General features: G+C 57.6%; 14 protein-coding genes. 11 read left to right on the top strand and 3 right to left on the bottom strand.

From position 1 onward, the window contains the following. The 9 genes from E3W21_RS31850 to E3W21_RS19130 all read left to right on the top strand — a co-directional run. Positions 1 to 223, top strand: a 223-nt coding sequence (locus tag E3W21_RS31850; RefSeq protein WP_305955697.1) for a group II intron maturase-specific domain-containing protein, incomplete at its 5' end; no start/stop codon positions are given. Then, the gene (locus E3W21_RS32150) at positions 220 to 651 is read left to right on the top strand and encodes an HNH endonuclease signature motif containing protein (protein WP_305955696.1); all 432 of its coding nucleotides are present in this window, start codon (positions 220 to 222) and stop codon (positions 649 to 651) included. The genes E3W21_RS31850 and E3W21_RS32150, both read left to right, overlap by 4 nt. A 129-nt stretch (positions 652 to 780) precedes the next feature. After that, on the top strand, positions 781 to 2,091 hold the full coding sequence (tig, locus tag E3W21_RS19160) for a trigger factor (RefSeq protein ID WP_129437029.1): 1,311 nt from the start codon (positions 781 to 783) through the stop codon (positions 2,089 to 2,091). 94 nt (positions 2,092 to 2,185) lie between these two features. Then, a complete protein-coding gene (clpP, locus tag E3W21_RS19155) occupies positions 2,186 to 2,821 on the top strand; it encodes an ATP-dependent Clp endopeptidase proteolytic subunit ClpP (RefSeq protein ID WP_046047575.1) in 636 nt (211 codons plus the stop codon). A gap of 112 nt (positions 2,822 to 2,933) precedes the next feature. Then, positions 2,934 to 4,217, top strand: coding sequence for an ATP-dependent Clp protease ATP-binding subunit ClpX (clpX, locus tag E3W21_RS19150; protein ID WP_007946893.1), 1,284 nt, complete (start codon positions 2,934 to 2,936; stop codon positions 4,215 to 4,217). A 161-nt stretch (positions 4,218 to 4,378) separates the two neighbouring features. Next, positions 4,379 to 6,775: an endopeptidase La gene (gene lon, locus E3W21_RS19145; RefSeq protein ID WP_027926069.1), complete on the top strand. Its 2,397-nt coding sequence runs from the start codon at positions 4,379 to 4,381 to the stop codon at positions 6,773 to 6,775. A 147-nt stretch (positions 6,776 to 6,922) separates the two neighbouring features. Beyond that, complete coding sequence (locus E3W21_RS19140) at positions 6,923 to 7,195, top strand: HU family DNA-binding protein (protein ID WP_002552737.1); 273 nt, start codon at positions 6,923 to 6,925, stop codon at positions 7,193 to 7,195. Positions 7,196 to 7,428: 233 nt separating this feature from the next. After that, positions 7,429 to 9,300, top strand: coding sequence for a SurA N-terminal domain-containing protein (locus tag E3W21_RS19135; protein WP_134421460.1), 1,872 nt, complete (start codon positions 7,429 to 7,431; stop codon positions 9,298 to 9,300). Between the two features lie 229 nt (positions 9,301 to 9,529). After that, entirely contained in the window at positions 9,530 to 10,348 is an 819-nt protein-coding gene (locus E3W21_RS19130) for a DUF2242 domain-containing protein (protein WP_134421459.1), read from the top strand. A 350-nt stretch (positions 10,349 to 10,698) separates the two neighbouring features. Here E3W21_RS19130 and E3W21_RS19125 read toward each other — a convergent pair whose 3' ends face one another. After that, on the bottom strand, positions 10,699 to 11,739 hold the full coding sequence (locus tag E3W21_RS19125; RefSeq protein WP_129437026.1) for an AraC family transcriptional regulator: 1,041 nt from the start codon (positions 11,737 to 11,739) through the stop codon (positions 10,699 to 10,701). Positions 11,740 to 11,742: 3 nt separating this feature from the next. Next, entirely contained in the window at positions 11,743 to 12,873 is a 1,131-nt protein-coding gene (locus E3W21_RS19120; RefSeq protein WP_134421458.1) for a carbon-nitrogen hydrolase family protein, read from the bottom strand. 208 nt (positions 12,874 to 13,081) lie between these two features. Here E3W21_RS19120 and E3W21_RS19115 point away from each other — a divergent pair, with 208 nt between their 5' ends. After that, positions 13,082 to 15,121, top strand: a complete 2,040-nt coding sequence (locus E3W21_RS19115; RefSeq protein ID WP_134421457.1) for an FAD-dependent oxidoreductase — start codon at positions 13,082 to 13,084, stop codon at positions 15,119 to 15,121. 185 nt (positions 15,122 to 15,306) lie between these two features. Continuing rightward, a complete protein-coding gene (locus E3W21_RS19110; RefSeq protein ID WP_134421464.1) occupies positions 15,307 to 16,224 on the top strand; it encodes a 1-aminocyclopropane-1-carboxylate deaminase/D-cysteine desulfhydrase in 918 nt (305 codons plus the stop codon). Positions 16,225 to 16,234: 10 nt separating this feature from the next. Here E3W21_RS19110 and E3W21_RS19105 read toward each other — a convergent pair whose 3' ends face one another. Continuing rightward, complete coding sequence (locus E3W21_RS19105) at positions 16,235 to 16,783, bottom strand: cytochrome b (protein ID WP_129437023.1); 549 nt, start codon at positions 16,781 to 16,783, stop codon at positions 16,235 to 16,237. Between the last annotated feature and the right edge of the window lie 152 nt (positions 16,784 to 16,935).

Here is a 16,935-nt window from a genome sequence, read left to right as displayed (position 1 = left end):
TATCAGTACCAGCAAGACGGTAAGGCAGGAGGATCTGATCCGACAGCTGAATCCGATACTGCGTGGTTGGGCGTTTTATCACCAGCCAGTAGTCGCCAAGCAGGCGTATAGCCGCATGGATCACATGATCTTTCTGGCTTTCTGGCTTTATGGCGTTGGGCGAAACGGCGACACCCTGAGAAAACGCTCCAGTGGATCGGAGCGAAATACTTTAGACCCATGAAGGGGCGCAAAGGGGTGTTTGCCACCGCGACGATGAATGACAAGGGAGAGATGCGAACGATCGAGCTGTATTCGCTAGCGAGCACTCCGATCGAGCGACACAAGAAGGTGACTGGGGAGTACAACCCCTTCGACCCTTCTATGGAGGAAATGGGCGAGAAAAGGCGTATGGAACAGATGCTCAAAAGGCTGGCGTACCGTAAGCAAATCTTGAGCCTTTTCCAGAGTCAGAAAGGATTGTGTCCAATGTGTAAGTTGCCGATTACGAAGGAGACGGGGTGGCATGATCACCACATTCTGTACCGCACAAAAGGCGGTGGAGACTCCCTAAATAACCGGGTACTATTGCACCCCCTTTGTCACCAGCGGCTACACGCTCGCGGATTGACAGTGAACAAACCGGCTCCCCTTACCGGGGGTTTTGATTAGGCCCGAGCCGTATGCGAGGAAACTCGCACGTACGGTTCTTAGGGGGAGGTGGGTCAGTAATGGCCCATCTCTACCCGACATTCTGGGGTCGGAAACGGCCGGCTAACGTCTGTGCAACGAGGAATATCCATGCAAGTTTCTGTTGAAAATACTTCTGCTCTTGAGCGCCGCATGAGCATCACCGTGCCGGCTGAGCGCATCGAGACTCAGGTCAACAAGCGTCTGCAGCAGACTGCCCAAAAGGCCAAGATTGCTGGCTTCCGTCCAGGCAAAGTGCCAATGAGTGAAATCAAGCGCCGTTTTGGTGCTGATGCACGTCAGGAAGCGGTTGGCGACGTGATCCAGTCTTCTTTCTACGAAGCTGTTGTTGAACAAAAGCTGAACCCGGCTGGCGCTCCTTCGATCGAGCCGAAATCGCTGGAAGCTGGCAAAGACCTGGAATACGTCGCGATTTTCGAAGTGTTCCCTGAGTTCACCGTTGCCGGTTTCGAAGGTATCGCGGTAGAGCGCCTGAGCGCTGACGTGGCTGATGCCGATCTGGACAAAATGCTGGAAGTGCTGCGCAAGCAGAACACCCGTTTCGAAGTGGCCGATCGCGCTGCTCAAAACGAAGACCAACTGAACATCGATTTCGTTGGCAAGGTCGACGGTGAAGTGTTCGCTGGCGGTTCCGCCAAAGGTACTCAGCTGGTGCTGGGTTCCGGCCGCATGATTCCTGGTTTTGAAGACGGTCTGGTTGGCGCTAAAGCCGGCGAAGAGCGCGTTCTGAACCTGACCTTCCCAGAGGACTATCAGAACCTCGACCTGGCAGGCAAAACCGCTGAGTTCACCGTGACCGTGAACACTGTTTCCGAGCCAAAACTGCCAGAACTGACCGAAGAATTCTTCGCTCAATTCGGCATCAAGGAAACCGGTCTGGAAGGCTTCCGCACCGAAGTTCGCAAGAACATGGAGCGTGAACTGCGTCAGGCGATCAAATCCAAGGTCAAGAATCAGGTAATGGACGGTCTGCTGGCCACCAACCCGATCGAAGTGCCTAAGGCTCTGCTGTCCAACGAAGTTGACCGTCTGCGCGTGCAGGCTGTTCAGCAATTCGGTGGCAACATCAAGCCTGAGCAACTGCCGGCCGAGCTGTTCGAAGAGCAAGCCAAGCGTCGCGTTGTACTGGGTCTGATCGTGGCTGAAGTGGTCAAGCAATTCGACCTCAAGCCTGACGAAGCTCGCGTTCGTGAAATGATTCAGGAAATGGCTTCGGCTTACCAAGAGCCTGAGCAGGTTGTGTCCTGGTACTACAAGAACGACCAGCAACTGAACGAAGTCCGTTCGGTTGTGCTGGAAGAACAAGTTGTGGATACTGTTCTGCAGAAGGCTAACGTGACCGACAAATCGGTCTCTTACGAAGAAGCAGTCAAGCCGGTAGAAGCTCCACAAGCCGACTGATAGCTTTTTGCGGTAAGAAGTAATCACCATAAGCCAGCCTTCGCGCTGGCTTATGCGTATTCAAGACATAACTATTTGGGAGTGACTGCAGAGCATGTTCCGTAATTCGTATATTCAGCAGAACTCTGATATCCAGGCCGCAGGCGGCCTGGTCCCGATGGTTGTCGAGCAGTCCGCTCGTGGCGAGCGCGCCTACGACATCTATTCGCGCCTTCTCAAGGAGCGAGTGATCTTTCTGGTTGGTCCGGTAGAGGACTACATGGCCAACCTGATCTGTGCGCAACTGCTGTTCCTTGAAGCGGAAAACCCGGACAAGGACATCCATCTCTATATCAACTCCCCGGGCGGTTCGGTGACGGCGGGCATGTCGATCTATGACACCATGCAGTTCATCAAGCCAAACGTGTCGACCACCTGTATCGGCCAAGCGTGCAGCATGGGTGCGTTTCTACTGACGGCCGGTGCCCCCGGCAAGCGTTACTGCCTGCCGAACTCGCGTGTGATGATTCACCAGCCACTGGGCGGTTTCCAGGGCCAGGCTTCGGACATCGAAATCCATGCCAAGGAAATCCTCTTCATTCGTGAGCGTCTCAACACGCTGATGGCCAAGCATAGCGGGCACACTCTTGAAGAAATCGAGCGCGATACCAACCGCGATAATTTCATGAGTGCAGAAGCAGCACGTGAATACGGGTTGATCGATGAAGTGATCAGCCAGCGCCCCGCTTAAATTAAGCAGCTCAAAATAGGGTTGGTCGGCGCGTCCGATCACCAGCGGGCTTGAAAAAGCCCGCAATAGCCTTCATCTTGTGTTGCAAGCCTATCGGATTTGGATCGAACGAATGACTGACACCCGCAACGGCGAGGACAACGGCAAGCTGCTCTATTGCTCCTTCTGTGGCAAAAGCCAGCATGAAGTGCGCAAATTGATTGCCGGCCCCTCGGTCTTTATCTGCGACGAGTGCGTCGACCTGTGCAATGACATCATCCGTGAGGAGGTGCAGGAAGCCCAGGCCGAAAGCAGCGCGCATAAATTGCCTTCGCCTAAAGAAATCAGCGGCATCCTTGATCAGTACGTGATTGGTCAGGAGCGTGCGAAAAAGGTTCTGGCCGTAGCGGTGTACAACCACTACAAGCGCCTGAACCAGCGTGACAAAAAGAATGACGATGTCGAACTCGGCAAGAGCAACATCTTGCTGATCGGCCCGACAGGCTCGGGTAAAACCCTGCTTGCCGAAACACTGGCCCGCTTACTGAACGTTCCGTTCACCATCGCCGACGCAACCACCCTCACCGAGGCAGGTTACGTAGGTGAAGATGTCGAAAACATCATTCAGAAGCTGCTGCAGAAGTGCGATTACGACGTAGAAAAGGCCCAAATGGGCATTGTCTACATCGATGAGATCGACAAGATCTCGCGCAAGTCTGACAACCCGTCGATCACCCGGGACGTTTCCGGTGAAGGCGTGCAGCAGGCCCTGCTCAAGTTGATCGAAGGCACGGTCGCTTCCGTTCCGCCTCAAGGTGGTCGCAAGCATCCGCAGCAGGAATTCCTTCAGGTCGACACCCGTAACATCCTGTTCATCTGCGGTGGTGCGTTCTCCGGTCTGGAAAAGGTTATTCAAAACCGTTCCACCAAGGGCGGCATCGGTTTCAACGCGGAAGTGCGCAGCAAGGAAGAAGGCAAGAAAGTCGGTGAGTCCCTGCGTGAAGTCGAGCCTGACGATTTGGTCAAGTTCGGTCTGATCCCGGAATTCGTCGGTCGTCTGCCGGTACTTGCCACGCTGGACGAGCTTGATGAGGCTGCGCTGATGCAGATTCTCACCGAGCCGAAAAATGCTCTGACCAAACAGTATGCCAAGCTGTTCGAGATGGAAGGCGTGGACCTGGAATTCCGGGCCGACGCACTGAAATCGGTCGCCAAACGTGCCCTGGAACGCAAGACAGGTGCCCGTGGACTGCGTTCGATTCTCGAAGGTGTATTGCTCGACACTATGTATGAAATTCCCTCGCAGTCCGAGGTGAGTAAAGTAGTGATCGACGAAAGCGTTATAGAAGGCAAGTCCAAGCCACTGTATATCTACGAAAACAGTGAGCCGGCTGCCAAGGCAGCGCCAGACGCCTAAGCGTCACGCTGCTGGAATAAAGAAGGGGCCTTCGGGCCCCTTTGCTTTTTGCGCGTTTTAACACCTTCTTTAAGCTTGTTTTTTTTGAAGGTAGCCCCCATCTTGGTTTCAAGCTCACTTCCATCTGTTTACGGCCTTATGGCCGCCGTAGAGGCGAAATCATGAAGACAACCATCGAATTGCCTCTCCTGCCATTGCGTGATGTTGTGGTTTATCCGCACATGGTTATCCCGCTGTTCGTGGGGCGCGAGAAATCCATCGAAGCCCTCGAGGCAGCGATGACGGGCGACAAGCAGATCCTTCTGCTGGCTCAGAGAAACCCTGCTGACGACGATCCCGGTGAAGATGCACTTTATCGCGTAGGTACCATTGCTACCGTTCTACAGCTGCTCAAGCTGCCTGACGGCACGGTCAAGGTTTTGGTCGAAGGTGAGCAGCGGGGCGCTGTTGAGCGTTTCAGCGAAGTGGACGGCCACTGCCGTGCCGAAGTCTCATTGATCGACGAAGTCGACGCGCCAGAGCGCGAGTCGGAAGTGTTCGTACGCAGCCTGCTGGCTCAGTTCGAACAATATGTGCAGCTGGGCAAGAAAGTCCCGGCTGAAGTCCTGTCGTCGCTCAACAGCATCGACGAACCAGGCCGCCTGGTCGACACCATGGCCGCACACATGGCCCTGAAGATCGAGCAGAAGCAGGAAATCCTCGAAATCATTGATTTGTCGGCCCGGGTCGAGCACGTTCTGGCGTTGCTGGATGCCGAGATCGACCTGCTGCAAGTCGAAAAACGCATTCGTGGTCGCGTCAAAAAACAAATGGAGCGCAGCCAGCGCGAGTACTACCTGAATGAGCAGATGAAGGCCATTCAGAAAGAGCTCGGCGACAGCGACGAAGGCCACAACGAAATCGAAGAGCTGAAAAAGCGCATCGATGCCGCCGGTCTGCCGAAAGATGCCTTGGCCAAAGCCCAGGGCGAACTGAACAAGTTAAAACAAATGTCGCCAATGTCTGCGGAAGCGACCGTGGTGCGCTCGTATATTGACTGGCTGGTTCAGGTGCCGTGGAAGGCGCAGAGCAAAGTGCGACTGGATCTGGCGCGCGCTGAAGACATTCTCGATGCAGACCACTATGGTCTGGAAGAAGTCAAAGAGCGGATCCTCGAATACCTCGCCGTGCAAAAGCGCGTGAAGAAAATTCGTGGTCCGGTGTTGTGCCTGGTCGGTCCTCCAGGGGTGGGTAAAACCTCTCTGGCGGAGTCGATTGCTCACGCTACCAACCGCAAATTCGTGCGCATGGCCCTCGGCGGTGTGCGTGATGAAGCGGAAATTCGTGGTCATCGCCGTACTTATATCGGTTCGATGCCAGGAAGATTGATTCAAAAGATGACAAAGGTGGGCGTCCGCAACCCGCTGTTCCTGCTCGATGAAATCGACAAAATGGGCAGCGACATGCGTGGCGATCCGGCGTCGGCGTTGCTGGAAGTGCTCGACCCTGAGCAGAACCATAACTTCAACGATCACTATCTGGAAGTCGACTACGACCTGTCCGATGTGATGTTCCTTTGCACCTCGAACTCCATGAACATTCCACCAGCCTTGCTGGACCGGATGGAAGTGATTCGTCTGCCGGGTTACACCGAAGACGAGAAGATCAACATCGCCGTCAAATACCTTTCGCCAAAGCAGATTACTGCCAACGGTTTGAAAAAAGGTGAGCTGGAATTCGACGCCGAAGCGATCCGCGACATTATCCGCTACTACACCCGCGAAGCCGGTGTACGTGGGCTGGAGCGCCAGATTGCCAAGGTTTGCCGCAAGGCGGTCAAAGAGCATGCAATGGAAAAACGCTTCTCGGTGAAGGTCACTGCCGAGATGCTGGAACACTTCCTGGGCGTGCGCAAATTCCGCTACGGTCTGGCCGAATCGCAGGATCAGATCGGTCAGGTCACCGGGCTGGCGTGGACTCAGGTGGGTGGCGAATTGCTAACCATCGAAGCCGCCGTCGTGCCGGGTAAAGGCCAATTGATCAAGACCGGTTCCCTGGGGGATGTGATGGTCGAATCGATCACCGCGGCCCTGACCGTTGTTCGCAGTCGCGCGAAGAGCCTGGGGATTCCCCTGGACTTCCACGAGAAGCGCGACACGCATATCCATATGCCGGAAGGGGCGACCCCGAAGGACGGCCCTAGCGCCGGTGTGGGCATGTGCACGGCTCTGGTGTCGGCATTGACCGGGATCCCTGTGCGCGCGGACGTCGCCATGACTGGCGAAATTACGCTGCGTGGTCAGGTGCTGGCGATTGGCGGTTTGAAAGAAAAACTGCTCGCTGCTCACCGTGGCGGAATCAAGACCGTTATCATTCCTGAAGAGAACGTACGCGATCTGAAGGAAATTCCTGACAATATCAAGCAAGATCTGCAGATTAAACCGGTTAAATGGATTGACGAGGTCCTGCAAATTGCGCTGCAATACGCGCCGGAGCCCTTGCCAGATGTAGCTCCAGAGATAGTTGCAAAGGATGAAAAACGCGAGTCTGACTCTAAGGAAAGAATTAGCACGCATTAGTACGCATTTGCCTGGGTGGCTTGTTGACAGCTTTTTAGAGCCCTTGTTATAAAGCGGCTCTTAAGTGTCTGTAGGCCATTCAGCACTCGTTTTTGCTTTCACCAAAAAACTTAGAATCATACTCAAATAGATATAAGGGGACTTAGAGTGAACAAGTCGGAACTGATTGATGCTATCGCTGCATCCGCTGATATCCCGAAAGCTGCTGCTGGCCGTGCGCTGGACGCTGTAATCGAATCCGTCACTGGCGCTCTCAAGGCTGGCGACTCTGTTGTTCTGGTTGGTTTCGGTACTTTCTCCGTAACTGATCGTCCAGCTCGCATTGGTCGTAACCCACAGACCGGTAAGACGCTGGAAATCGCAGCTGCTAAAAAACCAGGTTTCAAAGCCGGTAAAGCACTGAAAGAAGCTGTCAACTAAGTTCGATTCAGGTTTTTGCCTATCCGGGTCGGGGTCATGCCTGACCTGGCAGCGGAGCGGTAGTCCAGTCGGCGAGGCGCCGATCCGAGACGCCGAGGCTCGCAAGTTCGAGTCATCGGTCCGCTCCGCCAGTTACGAGAAGGCGCATCCTCGGATGCGCCTTTCTTCTATCCGGATTCTACCCACGCTCCACGGTTGCCTAATTTTGAAGTTCAACCGTTTCTGGGGGACGCATGCTGCAGAATATCAGGGACAATTCACAAGGCTGGATTGCCAAGACCATTATCGGGGTCATCGTTGCACTGATGGCTTTGACCGGTTTCGACGCCATCTTCAAGGCCACGACGCACAGCAATGATGCGGCCAAGGTCAATGGCGAAGAAATCAGCCAGAACGAGCTGAGTCAAGCGGTCGATATGCAACGCCGTCAGCTCATGCAACAGCTGGGCAAGGATTTCGATGCTTCGTTGCTCGACGAAAAAATGCTGCGCGAATCGGCCCTCAAAGGCCTGATCGATCGCAAGCTGCTGCTGCAAGGCGCAGAAAACTCGAAGTTCGCTTTTTCCGAAGCTGCTTTGGACCAGGTGATCCTGCAAACGCCTGAATTCCAGGTTGATGGCAAGTTCAGCCCTGAGCGTTTCGACCAGGTTGTTCGCCAACTCGGCTACAGCCGCATGCAATTCCGTCAGATGCTGGCTCAGGAAATGCTGATCGGTCAGCTGCGCGCTGGTCTGGCAGGTAGCGGTTTCGTCACCGACGCACAGGTTCTGGCATTCGCCCGTCTGGAAAAACAGACCCGCGATTTCGCTTCTCTGAACGTCAAGGTTGACCCGGCGGCTGTGAAGCTGACCGACGATGAAGTCAAAGCCTACTACGACGAACACGCCAAGGAATTCATGACGCCGGATCAGGTGGTCATCGATTACCTCGAGTTGAAGAAGGCTTCCTTCTTTGATCAGGTCAGCGTCAAGGACGAAGACCTGCAAGCGGCGTATCAGAAAGAAACCGCGAACCTGTCGGAACAACGCCGGGCCGCGCACATTCTGATCGAAGTGAACGACAAGGTGACCGAAGCGCAAGCCAAGGCCAAGATCGAAGAGATCCAGGCACGTCTGGCAAAAGGCGAGAAGTTCGAGGCTCTGGCCAAGGAATTCTCCCAGGACCCGGGTTCGGCGAACAACGGCGGTGACCTCGGCTTTGCCGGTCCTGGTGTCTACGATCCAGCCTTCGAAACAGCGCTGTATGCGTTGGCCAAGGATCAGGTCTCGGCGCCGGTTCGTACCGACTTCGGTTTCCATCTGATCAAGCTGTTGGGCGTGGAAGCACCTGAGGTGCCGACGCTCGCCAGCCTGAAAGACAAGCTGACCCGTGAGCTGAAAACCCAGCAGGTCGAGCAGCGTTTCGTCGAGGCGACCAAGCAACTGGAAGATTCGTCGTTCGAATCCTCCGATCTGGCTCAGCCGGCGCAGGACCTGAAGCTCACTGTTCATACGTCCAAGCCGTTCGGCCGTGAAGGTGGCGAAGGTGTTGCGGCCAACCGTGCCGTGGTCACTGCAGCGTTCAGCCCTGAAGTGCTGGATGAGGGTGCCAACAGCACCGCCATCGAACTCGATCCGGAAACCGTGATCGTGCTGCGCGCCAAGGAGCACCTGAAGCCTGCGCAACTGCCGCTGGAAAGCGTAGCTGCAAGTATTCGCGTGCAATTGGCCAAGGAGCACGCCAGTGCTGCCGCCAAGACCAAGGCTGAAGAGCTGATTGTCAGCCTGCACGATGGCAAGGCTGCGCTGGACAAGGCGATCGACGGTCAGAGCTGGAAAGTGACCCAGGCAGCCACTCGTGGCCAGGAAGGGGTTGACCCAACCGTGCTGCAGGCGCTGTTCCGCATGCCCAAGCCTGCCGCCAAGGACAAGCCGACCTTCAGCAGCGTGACCCTGGCCGATGGTAGCCTGGTGATCGTGCGTCTGAACGGCGTGAACGAAGCCGCAGCGCCGACCGATGAAGAGAAGGCCCAGTACCGTCGCTTCCTCGCTTCGCGCATTGGTCAGCAGGACTTTGCGGCCTACCGCAAACTGCTGGAAAGCCAGGCTGAGATCAAACGCTACTGATGCCGGACTGAGTTTTGCGCTACACAAAGACCCCGGCCGTAAGGCTGGGGTTTTTTGTGGGTGAAACGAAAGCCGCACGGGTTACCCGTCGCCTGAGTATTTACCGTGCGACTTTTTCCTGTAAATGACAGTCAGTAGACTTGTAGCTGTTTTAAGACACTAATCGATACTCCGCTAAGCATCGATCTGTTGCACAATACGCCCCGGACCGTTTTCCTCAGGATGTTCAATGTTTAAATCATTTCCCATGCGTGTTGCAGGGCTGGCGTTGGTGCTGGCCGCCGCGGCCGGCTGCTCTTCGAAGAAAGCCCCCATCTACGAGCATGAGAACTTCGATGACTCCGGAACGTTTTCGCGTAGCTACCCGGTGACTGATGCGCAGACGTGCGAAGCCGCCCGTCGGGCGTTGCTCAGCCAGGGCTACATCATCACCAGCTCCGACCCGAAACTGGTCAGCGGACACAAAAGCTTCCAGCAGACCGGCGAGAGCCACTTGGAGATCAGCTTCAGTGTGGTCTGTGCCGATGATGGCAGTGAAGGGCACCACGCGACGATGTTCGCCAACGCCCTGCAGGACCGTTATGCGCTGAAGAAGACCAACAACTCCGCCAGCGTGGGTGTGGGCGTGCTGGGCTCGGTGTCGATGCCGATCGGCTCGTCCGACGACTCGATGGTCAAGGTCGCCAGCGAAACCGTATCGGCGCCCAAGTTCTACGAGCGGTTCTTCACCCTGGTCGAGTTGTTCCTGCCGCCGGAAGCGAAAAAGGCCGCGCACATCAAGGATAAGCCGAAACCCGATCTCGGTGTGCCTGAAGCCAAGGTTGCACCGGCTCCGTTGGCGCCGTCTGCGGCAGAACCTGCGCCGGCACCTGCCGAAGCGGCTCCAGCAGCCTCTGAGCCTGTTGCACCGCCGCCTGAAGCCGCTCCGATTGCTCCGGCCGAGAACAGCAAGCCGGCATCGACCACGGAAACGGTCACTCCGCCGCCCCAATCAAGCCTGCCTCCACCCACCGAGCCTATTTCGGCCATTCCTGTATCTGGCCAGTAATCGTGCTCTGACGCTACGGGATCGGGTCAGACGACACCGATCCCGCGGCGGCTTTTAAATTGATCCGCGTCACCCCATGCCGTTGTCCTACGGCCTGTATCGAAAAAATCTTGTGATAAATTCCTGACGGCCTGCTACGTTTTATTAAGTAGCCGCTGAGCGGCGTGCCTGCGTCATTTTTCTTTCACGTGGGCACTTTATGCTCGGGGCGCTGGTCATTTATTCAGGCGTTTTTTTCAACGAGCTGTGGGGGATTAAAAATGGACGATTATCAAGAAGAGCTGCTCGAGTATCAGGCGTTTGAACTGGACCCGCTGGAACCGGCCGAAGACGCTACCGAGCTGTAAGCGTCAAGCGGATTGGCGATGACTGCGGCGAAACTCGCCGGGAGTCTGGCCGCTCCAGCGTTTGAAGGCCCGTTGAAAGGCTTCGGCTGAGGCAAAGCCCAGCAGGTAGGCGATTTCTCCGAACGCCAGTTCGGTATCGCGAATGTAGGTCATGGCCAGGTCGCGACGCGTGTCATTGAGGATCGCGCGAAATTGCGTGCCTTCCTCGGCGAGTTTGCGGCGCAAGGTCCAGGTTGGCAGCTTCAGGCGTGCCGCCACTTCTTCCAGGTCGGGTTCCCGGCCACCATTGAGCAACGGCCCCAGTAACTGAGTGATGCGTTCACGCAGGCTGCGGGTGCGTGTCAGTTGCTCCAGTTCCCGCTCACACAGTTGCAGCAAGTGTCGCCAGGTGCTCGGGCAGTGTTCCGGGTTGCGCTGGGCGAGGCTGGCAAGGCTCAAGCGCAGTTGATTGTGCTCACAGCCAAACTGGATCGGGCAGTCGCCGAGCACTTCATAAGCAGCTCGGTAATCAGGCTCATCAAACTCGATCTCGATGCGTTCGGCCCGCAACCGGGCAGGGCTTATGCTGGACAATTGCTGCAACCAGCCAGCGATGATCGAATCCACGACGAAGCGGTTGTAGGCGTTATAAGGGCTGATGGAATAGAACCGCAGCCAGGCACCTTGGGCGTCTTCGTGAAAGCTCGATTGACCGCGATAGTTGGAGCCATACAAGGCTTCGAAGCGAATCAGGCACCGCGCGGCTTCTCGCACCGTTGGCGCCTGAGCGGCCGTGACCCCGGCCAGGCCGACCTGGCTCAGGCGACTGAGCTGACCCATGCGCAAGCCAAGTGCCGGGTTGTCGGTCAGTTGAATGGCACTGTGGCCCAGGCGCATGTAGCGCGGGATCGAGAGCCGGGCGCCCGCTTCGCTGAGGCGAGCTGCGTCGAGACCGTATTGTTCGAGTAGCGGCTGAGGGTCTGCACCGTGGCTGCGCACGGCGTCGGCCAGGCTATGAACAAAGCCCACCGACAGATCGCCGAGGCGCATCGGCAACGGTTTCATCGGTTACAACCAGAGGTTCAGCAAACGCGCGCCACGGGCATTGCCGTCGGCGAACTGCTGGCCGTTGCTGCTGAGAAAACTTTGACCGGCGCTGCCTTGATCCCAGAACTGACCGCGCAGGAACACGCTCATGCCGGCGATTGCCTGGCTACTGGGCGGTTGAGCGGTGAGTGTCAGACGATGCCAGGCCTGGCCTTCGCTGAGTTCCCCGGCCTTGAGGCTGACGGAGCCAGGCGTCGACAGGCCCTTGTAACCGCGCCACGGTTTGTCCCAGGTGCCGCGCCCGAGCACAAACGCCGGGACCGCGACGAACTGCGCACCCTGGTCGTCGAGCTTGCGGTAATTGTCCGGGTACCAGCTGTCGCTGCCGATCAGCACACCCAGGCGTCCGGCCGGGGTGTCGACGACGTTGAGCGTATGTTCGCCATTGGCGGCGATGACTTCATGTTCATCGAAAATCGGATGCATCTGGCGCTGGGGTTGGCCGATCGGCAGGCCATCGCGGCCGAACACCACGCTGCTGTTGTACAACGCGCCGCGGCCGATTTTCAGGGTGCCGTCGATGACGCTAGGCTCGGGCAGCACGATGGAGCCCGCCACCAACGTCACGTGGAATTCTTTCGCCAGACCACCAAATAGCGCCTGGTAGTCCTTGGCCATGCCTTTGGCCTTCATGCGCAGGTGCGCGTCGTCCAGACGTTTGTCGCCCTTGGCGCTGATCAGCGCGCGGACGAACTTCAGTGGGTTACTGACCGCCAGCCAGTTCATGGCTTCCTTGAGCGTGGTCGCCTGGTACAGCTCATCTTTCTCGCCGCTGACCATCAACCAGGTGCCGACATGTTCGGGCAGTACAACGATGGTTTTTGCATTTAGCAGGCCTTGGTCCTGGGCTTTCTGCAAATAGGCCGCCAGCTTGCGGTGCAAGCGCTCGGAGCTTTGATAGTCGGTGGGGAACAGCTCGGGCTGGATGCCCAGCAAGTTGCCGCGATCGGCGGGTATGCCTTGGTCGACCGCCAGGTTGATGCGCAGGTCCGACAGGTAATGACCCACCGGACGGTCCGCGGCCCACATGGCGTAGGTCGTAATGGCGGCAATCAATGCCATGGAGAAGGTCAGGTACAGAAGTTTGCGCATGGGGAAACAGTCGACGGCCGTGTGCAGGGTTCGCGACTAGGGTAGGGCGCATGCCGGCACTTGCCAAGGGGCGCTGCACATTTGGATCAATAAGTTGTCAGTTACGGTCATTGAGTGACAGCGGCGCGACTCTTAGTCTGTCCAACATGACTGACGGGGCCGAAGAGCTCCTGCACTTTTTCCGTGATCGCTCGATGTGGAGTTACCGATGGCCGCCGCTCATTACCCGCACCTGTTGGCCCCGCTGGACCTGGGTTTTACCACGTTGCGTAATCGTACCCTGATGGGTTCGATGCACACCGGTCTTGAGGAAAAGCCCGGCGGTTTCGAGCGCATGGCGGCGTATTTCGCCGAACGTGCCCGTGGCGGCGTTGGCTTGATGGTCACTGGTGGTATTGGCCCGAACGACGAGGGCGGGGTGTACTCCGGCGCAGCCAAACTGACCACCGAGGAAGAAGCGCTCAAGCACCGGATCGTCACCCGCGCGGTGCACGAGGCGGGCGGCAAGATCTGCATGCAGATCCTTCACGCCGGGCGTTATGCCTACAGCCCGAATCAGGTCGCACCGAGCGCCATTCAGGCACCGATCAACCCGTTCAAGCCTAAAGAGCTGGACGAGGAAGGCATCGAGAAGCAGATCAGCGATTTCGTCACCTGTTCGACCCTGGCGCAACAGGCCGAGTACGACGGCGTCGAGATCATGGGCTCCGAAGGTTATTTCATTAACCAGTTCCTCGCCGCCCATACCAACCACCGTACTGACCGCTGGGGCGGCAGCTACGAAAACCGCATGCGCCTGCCGGTGGAAATCGTCCGCCGGGTGCGTGAAGCGGTAGGTCCGAATTTCATCATTATCTTCCGCCTGTCGATGCTCGATCTGGTGGAAGGCGGCAGCAGCTGGGAAGAAATCGTCCAGTTGGCCAAGGCGATCGAGCAAGCCGGTGCGACCATCATCAACACCGGCATCGGCTGGCACGAAGCGCGGATTCCGACCATCGCCACCAAAGTGCCGCGCGGTGCGTTCAGCAAAGTCACTGCCAAGTTGCGTGGCTCGGTGAGCATTCCGCTGATCACCACCAACCGCATCAACACCCCGGAAGTGGCTGAGCAGATTCTGGCCGAAGGCGATGCCGACATGGTCTCCATGGCGCGGCCGTTCCTCGCCGACCCGGACTTCGTCAACAAGGCTGCGGCCGGCCGTGGCGATGAAATCAACACCTGCATCGGTTGCAACCAGGCCTGTCTGGACCACACCTTCGGCGGCAAGTTGACCAGTTGCCTGGTGAACCCGCGCGCCTGTCATGAAACCGAACTCAACTACCTGCCGGTGCAGCAGATCAAAAAAATCGCGGTGGTCGGTGCCGGTCCTGCCGGGCTGTCGGCAGCGACCGTGGCCGCCGAACGTGGTCACTCGGTCACTCTGTTTGATTCGGCCAGCGAAATCGGCGGCCAGTTCAACATCGCCAAGCGTGTGCCGGGCAAGGAAGAGTTCTTCGAAACCCTGCGCTACTTCAACCGCAAACTGCAGACCACTAACGTCGAGGTGTGCCTGAACACCCGCGTCGACGTCGCGCAGCTGGTCGAAGGCGGTTACGACGAGATCATTCTCGCCACCGGCATCGCGCCAAGAACCCCGGCGATTCCGGGTGTCGAGAACGCCAAGGTGCTGAGCTACCTGGACGTGATCCTTGAGCGCAAACCGGTGGGCAAGCGCGTCGCGGTGATCGGCGCCGGTGGTATCGGATTCGATGTGTCGGAGTTCCTGGTTCACCAGGGCGTGGCCACCAGCCAGAACCGCGATGCGTTCTGGAAGGAGTGGGGCATCGATACGCATCTGCAAGCGCGCGGCGGTGTCGCCGGCATCAAGGCTGAACCCCATGCACCGGCTCGTGAAGTGTTCCTGCTGCAACGCAAGAAATCCAAGGTCGGCGACGGCCTCGGTAAAACTACCGGGTGGATTCACCGCACCGGTCTGAAAAACAAGCAGGTGCAGATGCTCAACAGCGCCGAGTATCTGAAGATCGACGACGAAGGTTTGCACATCCGCATTGGCGAAACCGGCGAGCCGCAAGTGCTGCCGGTGGACAACATCGTGATCTGCGCCGGGCAGGATCCGCTGCGTGAATTGCAGGATGGCCTGGTGGCGGCCGGGCAGAACGTGCATTTGATTGGCGGCGCGGATGTGGCGGCGGAGCTGGATGCCAAACGCGCGATCAACCAAGGTTCGCGGTTGGCCGCCGAGTTGTAATCCGCAGGTCGAGCGTGCCAATGGCCATCGTCGGAACGCCGCCCGGAGCAAGCTCGCTCCCACAGGTTCTGTGTTGCTCACAAATTTTGTGACCGATTCAAAACCCCTGTGGGAGCGAGCTTGCTCGCGATGGCTGACTTTGAGCGACTAGAATGCTGGATCTACCCGAGCACAATCAGGCGCCAATGCTTTCCCCTCCAACCGATTGGCTACCCCAGGCCCCCCTCGAGCACCTTCATCTTGATTGGCTCACCCGATCAAGCATCGAAGTCGCGATCCTGCGCCTTGACCAAATCGACCCGCTGATCAGCGGCAACAAGTGGTTCAAACTCATCGAGCACCTGAAAGCTGCTGACCAGATCGGTGCCAAAGGCATCATCAGTCTGGGCGGTGCCCACTCCAATCATCTGCATGCACTGGCCGCGGCGGGTAAGCGTTTTGGTTTTCGCACCGTTGGCCTGCTGCGCGGTCATCCGCAAGAAACGCCGACGGTGAAAGACTTGCAGGCGTTTGACATGCAATTGCATTGGCTGGGTTATGGCGGTTATCGAGCGCGGCACGAGCCGGGTTTCTGGCTGCCATGGCAGGCGCAGTATCCCGATCTGCATCCGGTGCCGGAAGGTGGCGGCGGTTTGCAGGGCGCCAAGGGCTGCCTGCAGCTGAGGACAATGGTCAGCGAGCAACTGAACGGTCTTGGCTGGAGCGACTATGACGGCTGGTGGCTAGCCTGTGGAACGGGCACGACCCTGGCCGGTCTGGTGCTGGCCGAAGCAGGTGAACACTCAGTGTATGGCGCGCTGGCGGTGCCCGACGATCATGGGGTTGCGCAGCAGGTCGATTCGATCGTGCGGGAGGCGGGTTTACACAATCGCGCCTATGAATTGTTCGACGCCAGCCGTGGCGGCTTTGCCAAAGTCGATCCGCTGTTGCTCGAATTCATCGATCAGGCCGAACAGGCCAGCGGCATTCCCCTCGAACCGCTGTACACCGGCAAAGCACTGTTGGCGCTCAAGCAGCAAGTCGAAGCCGGAAGATTCGAAAAGGGCACACGCCTGATCTTTATCCATACCGGCGGTTTGCAGGGCCGCCGGGGTTTCCAGTGAGCGGCGGGATTCACCCGCGCTTGGGCATCATCCGCAGCAAGGTGTTATCGCCCACCACATAGTGGTGATAAATCCCCGCCACGGCGTGCAGACCGATCAGCCAGTAACCAAGGGTGCCGCCGAGTTCATGCCAACCCTGAATCTGCTTGGCCAACGCCTTGTCCTCCGCGACCAGCAACGGCAGGTCGAAGCCGAAGAACATCACTTGGTGACCCTTGGCGCTGGTGACCAGCCAGCCCAGAATCGGCATGGCGATCATGAAAATGTACAGCGCCCAGTGCATCAATTTGGCCAGCACGGTCTGCCAGTGAGGGGAGGCCGGGAAGATTTGCGGTGCCGAGCCCAGGCTGCGCGCAAACAGCCGCAGCCAAACCAGGACAAACACCGTCAAGCCCAGCAAAAAGTGCGATTCGGTGATCAGCGTCCGGCCGCCACTGCCTTTTGGAAAGATTCCGCGAAATTCAATACAGGCGTAAACCAGCGCCAGCAGGACCAGCATCAACCAATGCAGCACGATCGATACGGTGCTGTAGCGTGAGTCGGAATTCTTCCAGGGCATACGGTGTTCCTCACAGGTCAGGTCGAGCCACCGTTCTTGTTCGACGGTGTGCTTTAACTGTAATCCGCTTTGGTGGATTTGCCTGTGGCTATTTGGGTGTTCAATGCTCTGGATCAGGTGGTCGACCAAAAAAAAGCGCCAGTTCCGTTAAG

It is taken from the genome of Pseudomonas sp. F01002 (assembly GCF_004402115.1).
Taxonomy (GTDB): domain Bacteria; phylum Pseudomonadota; class Gammaproteobacteria; order Pseudomonadales; family Pseudomonadaceae; genus Aquipseudomonas; species Aquipseudomonas frigoris.
Note: the sequence above shows the minus strand (reverse complement) of the source record. Positions and strands in the feature narration are given on the sequence as shown.

Excerpts from the sequence above, each read along its gene's own strand:
- E3W21_RS19130 (WP_134421459.1), top strand. The coding sequence starts at position 9,530 with ATGTTTAAATCATTTCCCATGCGTGTTGCAGGGCTGGCGTTGGTGCTG.
- clpP (WP_046047575.1), top strand. The coding sequence starts at position 2,186 with ATGTTCCGTAATTCGTATATTCAGCAGAACTCTGATATCCAGGCCGCA.
- E3W21_RS19115 (WP_134421457.1), top strand. The coding sequence starts at position 13,082 with ATGGCCGCCGCTCATTACCCGCACCTGTTGGCCCCGCTGGACCTGGGT.
- clpX (WP_007946893.1), top strand. The coding sequence starts at position 2,934 with ATGACTGACACCCGCAACGGCGAGGACAACGGCAAGCTGCTCTATTGC.
- E3W21_RS19120 (WP_134421458.1), bottom strand. The coding sequence starts at position 12,873 with ATGCGCAAACTTCTGTACCTGACCTTCTCCATGGCATTGATTGCCGCC.
- lon (WP_027926069.1), top strand. The coding sequence starts at position 4,379 with ATGAAGACAACCATCGAATTGCCTCTCCTGCCATTGCGTGATGTTGTG.
- tig (WP_129437029.1), top strand. The coding sequence starts at position 781 with ATGCAAGTTTCTGTTGAAAATACTTCTGCTCTTGAGCGCCGCATGAGC.
- E3W21_RS32150 (WP_305955696.1), top strand. The coding sequence starts at position 220 with ATGAAGGGGCGCAAAGGGGTGTTTGCCACCGCGACGATGAATGACAAG.
- E3W21_RS19125 (WP_129437026.1), bottom strand. The coding sequence starts at position 11,739 with ATGAAACCGTTGCCGATGCGCCTCGGCGATCTGTCGGTGGGCTTTGTT.
- E3W21_RS19135 (WP_134421460.1), top strand. The coding sequence starts at position 7,429 with ATGCTGCAGAATATCAGGGACAATTCACAAGGCTGGATTGCCAAGACC.
- E3W21_RS19110 (WP_134421464.1), top strand. The coding sequence starts at position 15,307 with ATGCTTTCCCCTCCAACCGATTGGCTACCCCAGGCCCCCCTCGAGCAC.
- E3W21_RS19105 (WP_129437023.1), bottom strand. The coding sequence starts at position 16,783 with ATGCCCTGGAAGAATTCCGACTCACGCTACAGCACCGTATCGATCGTG.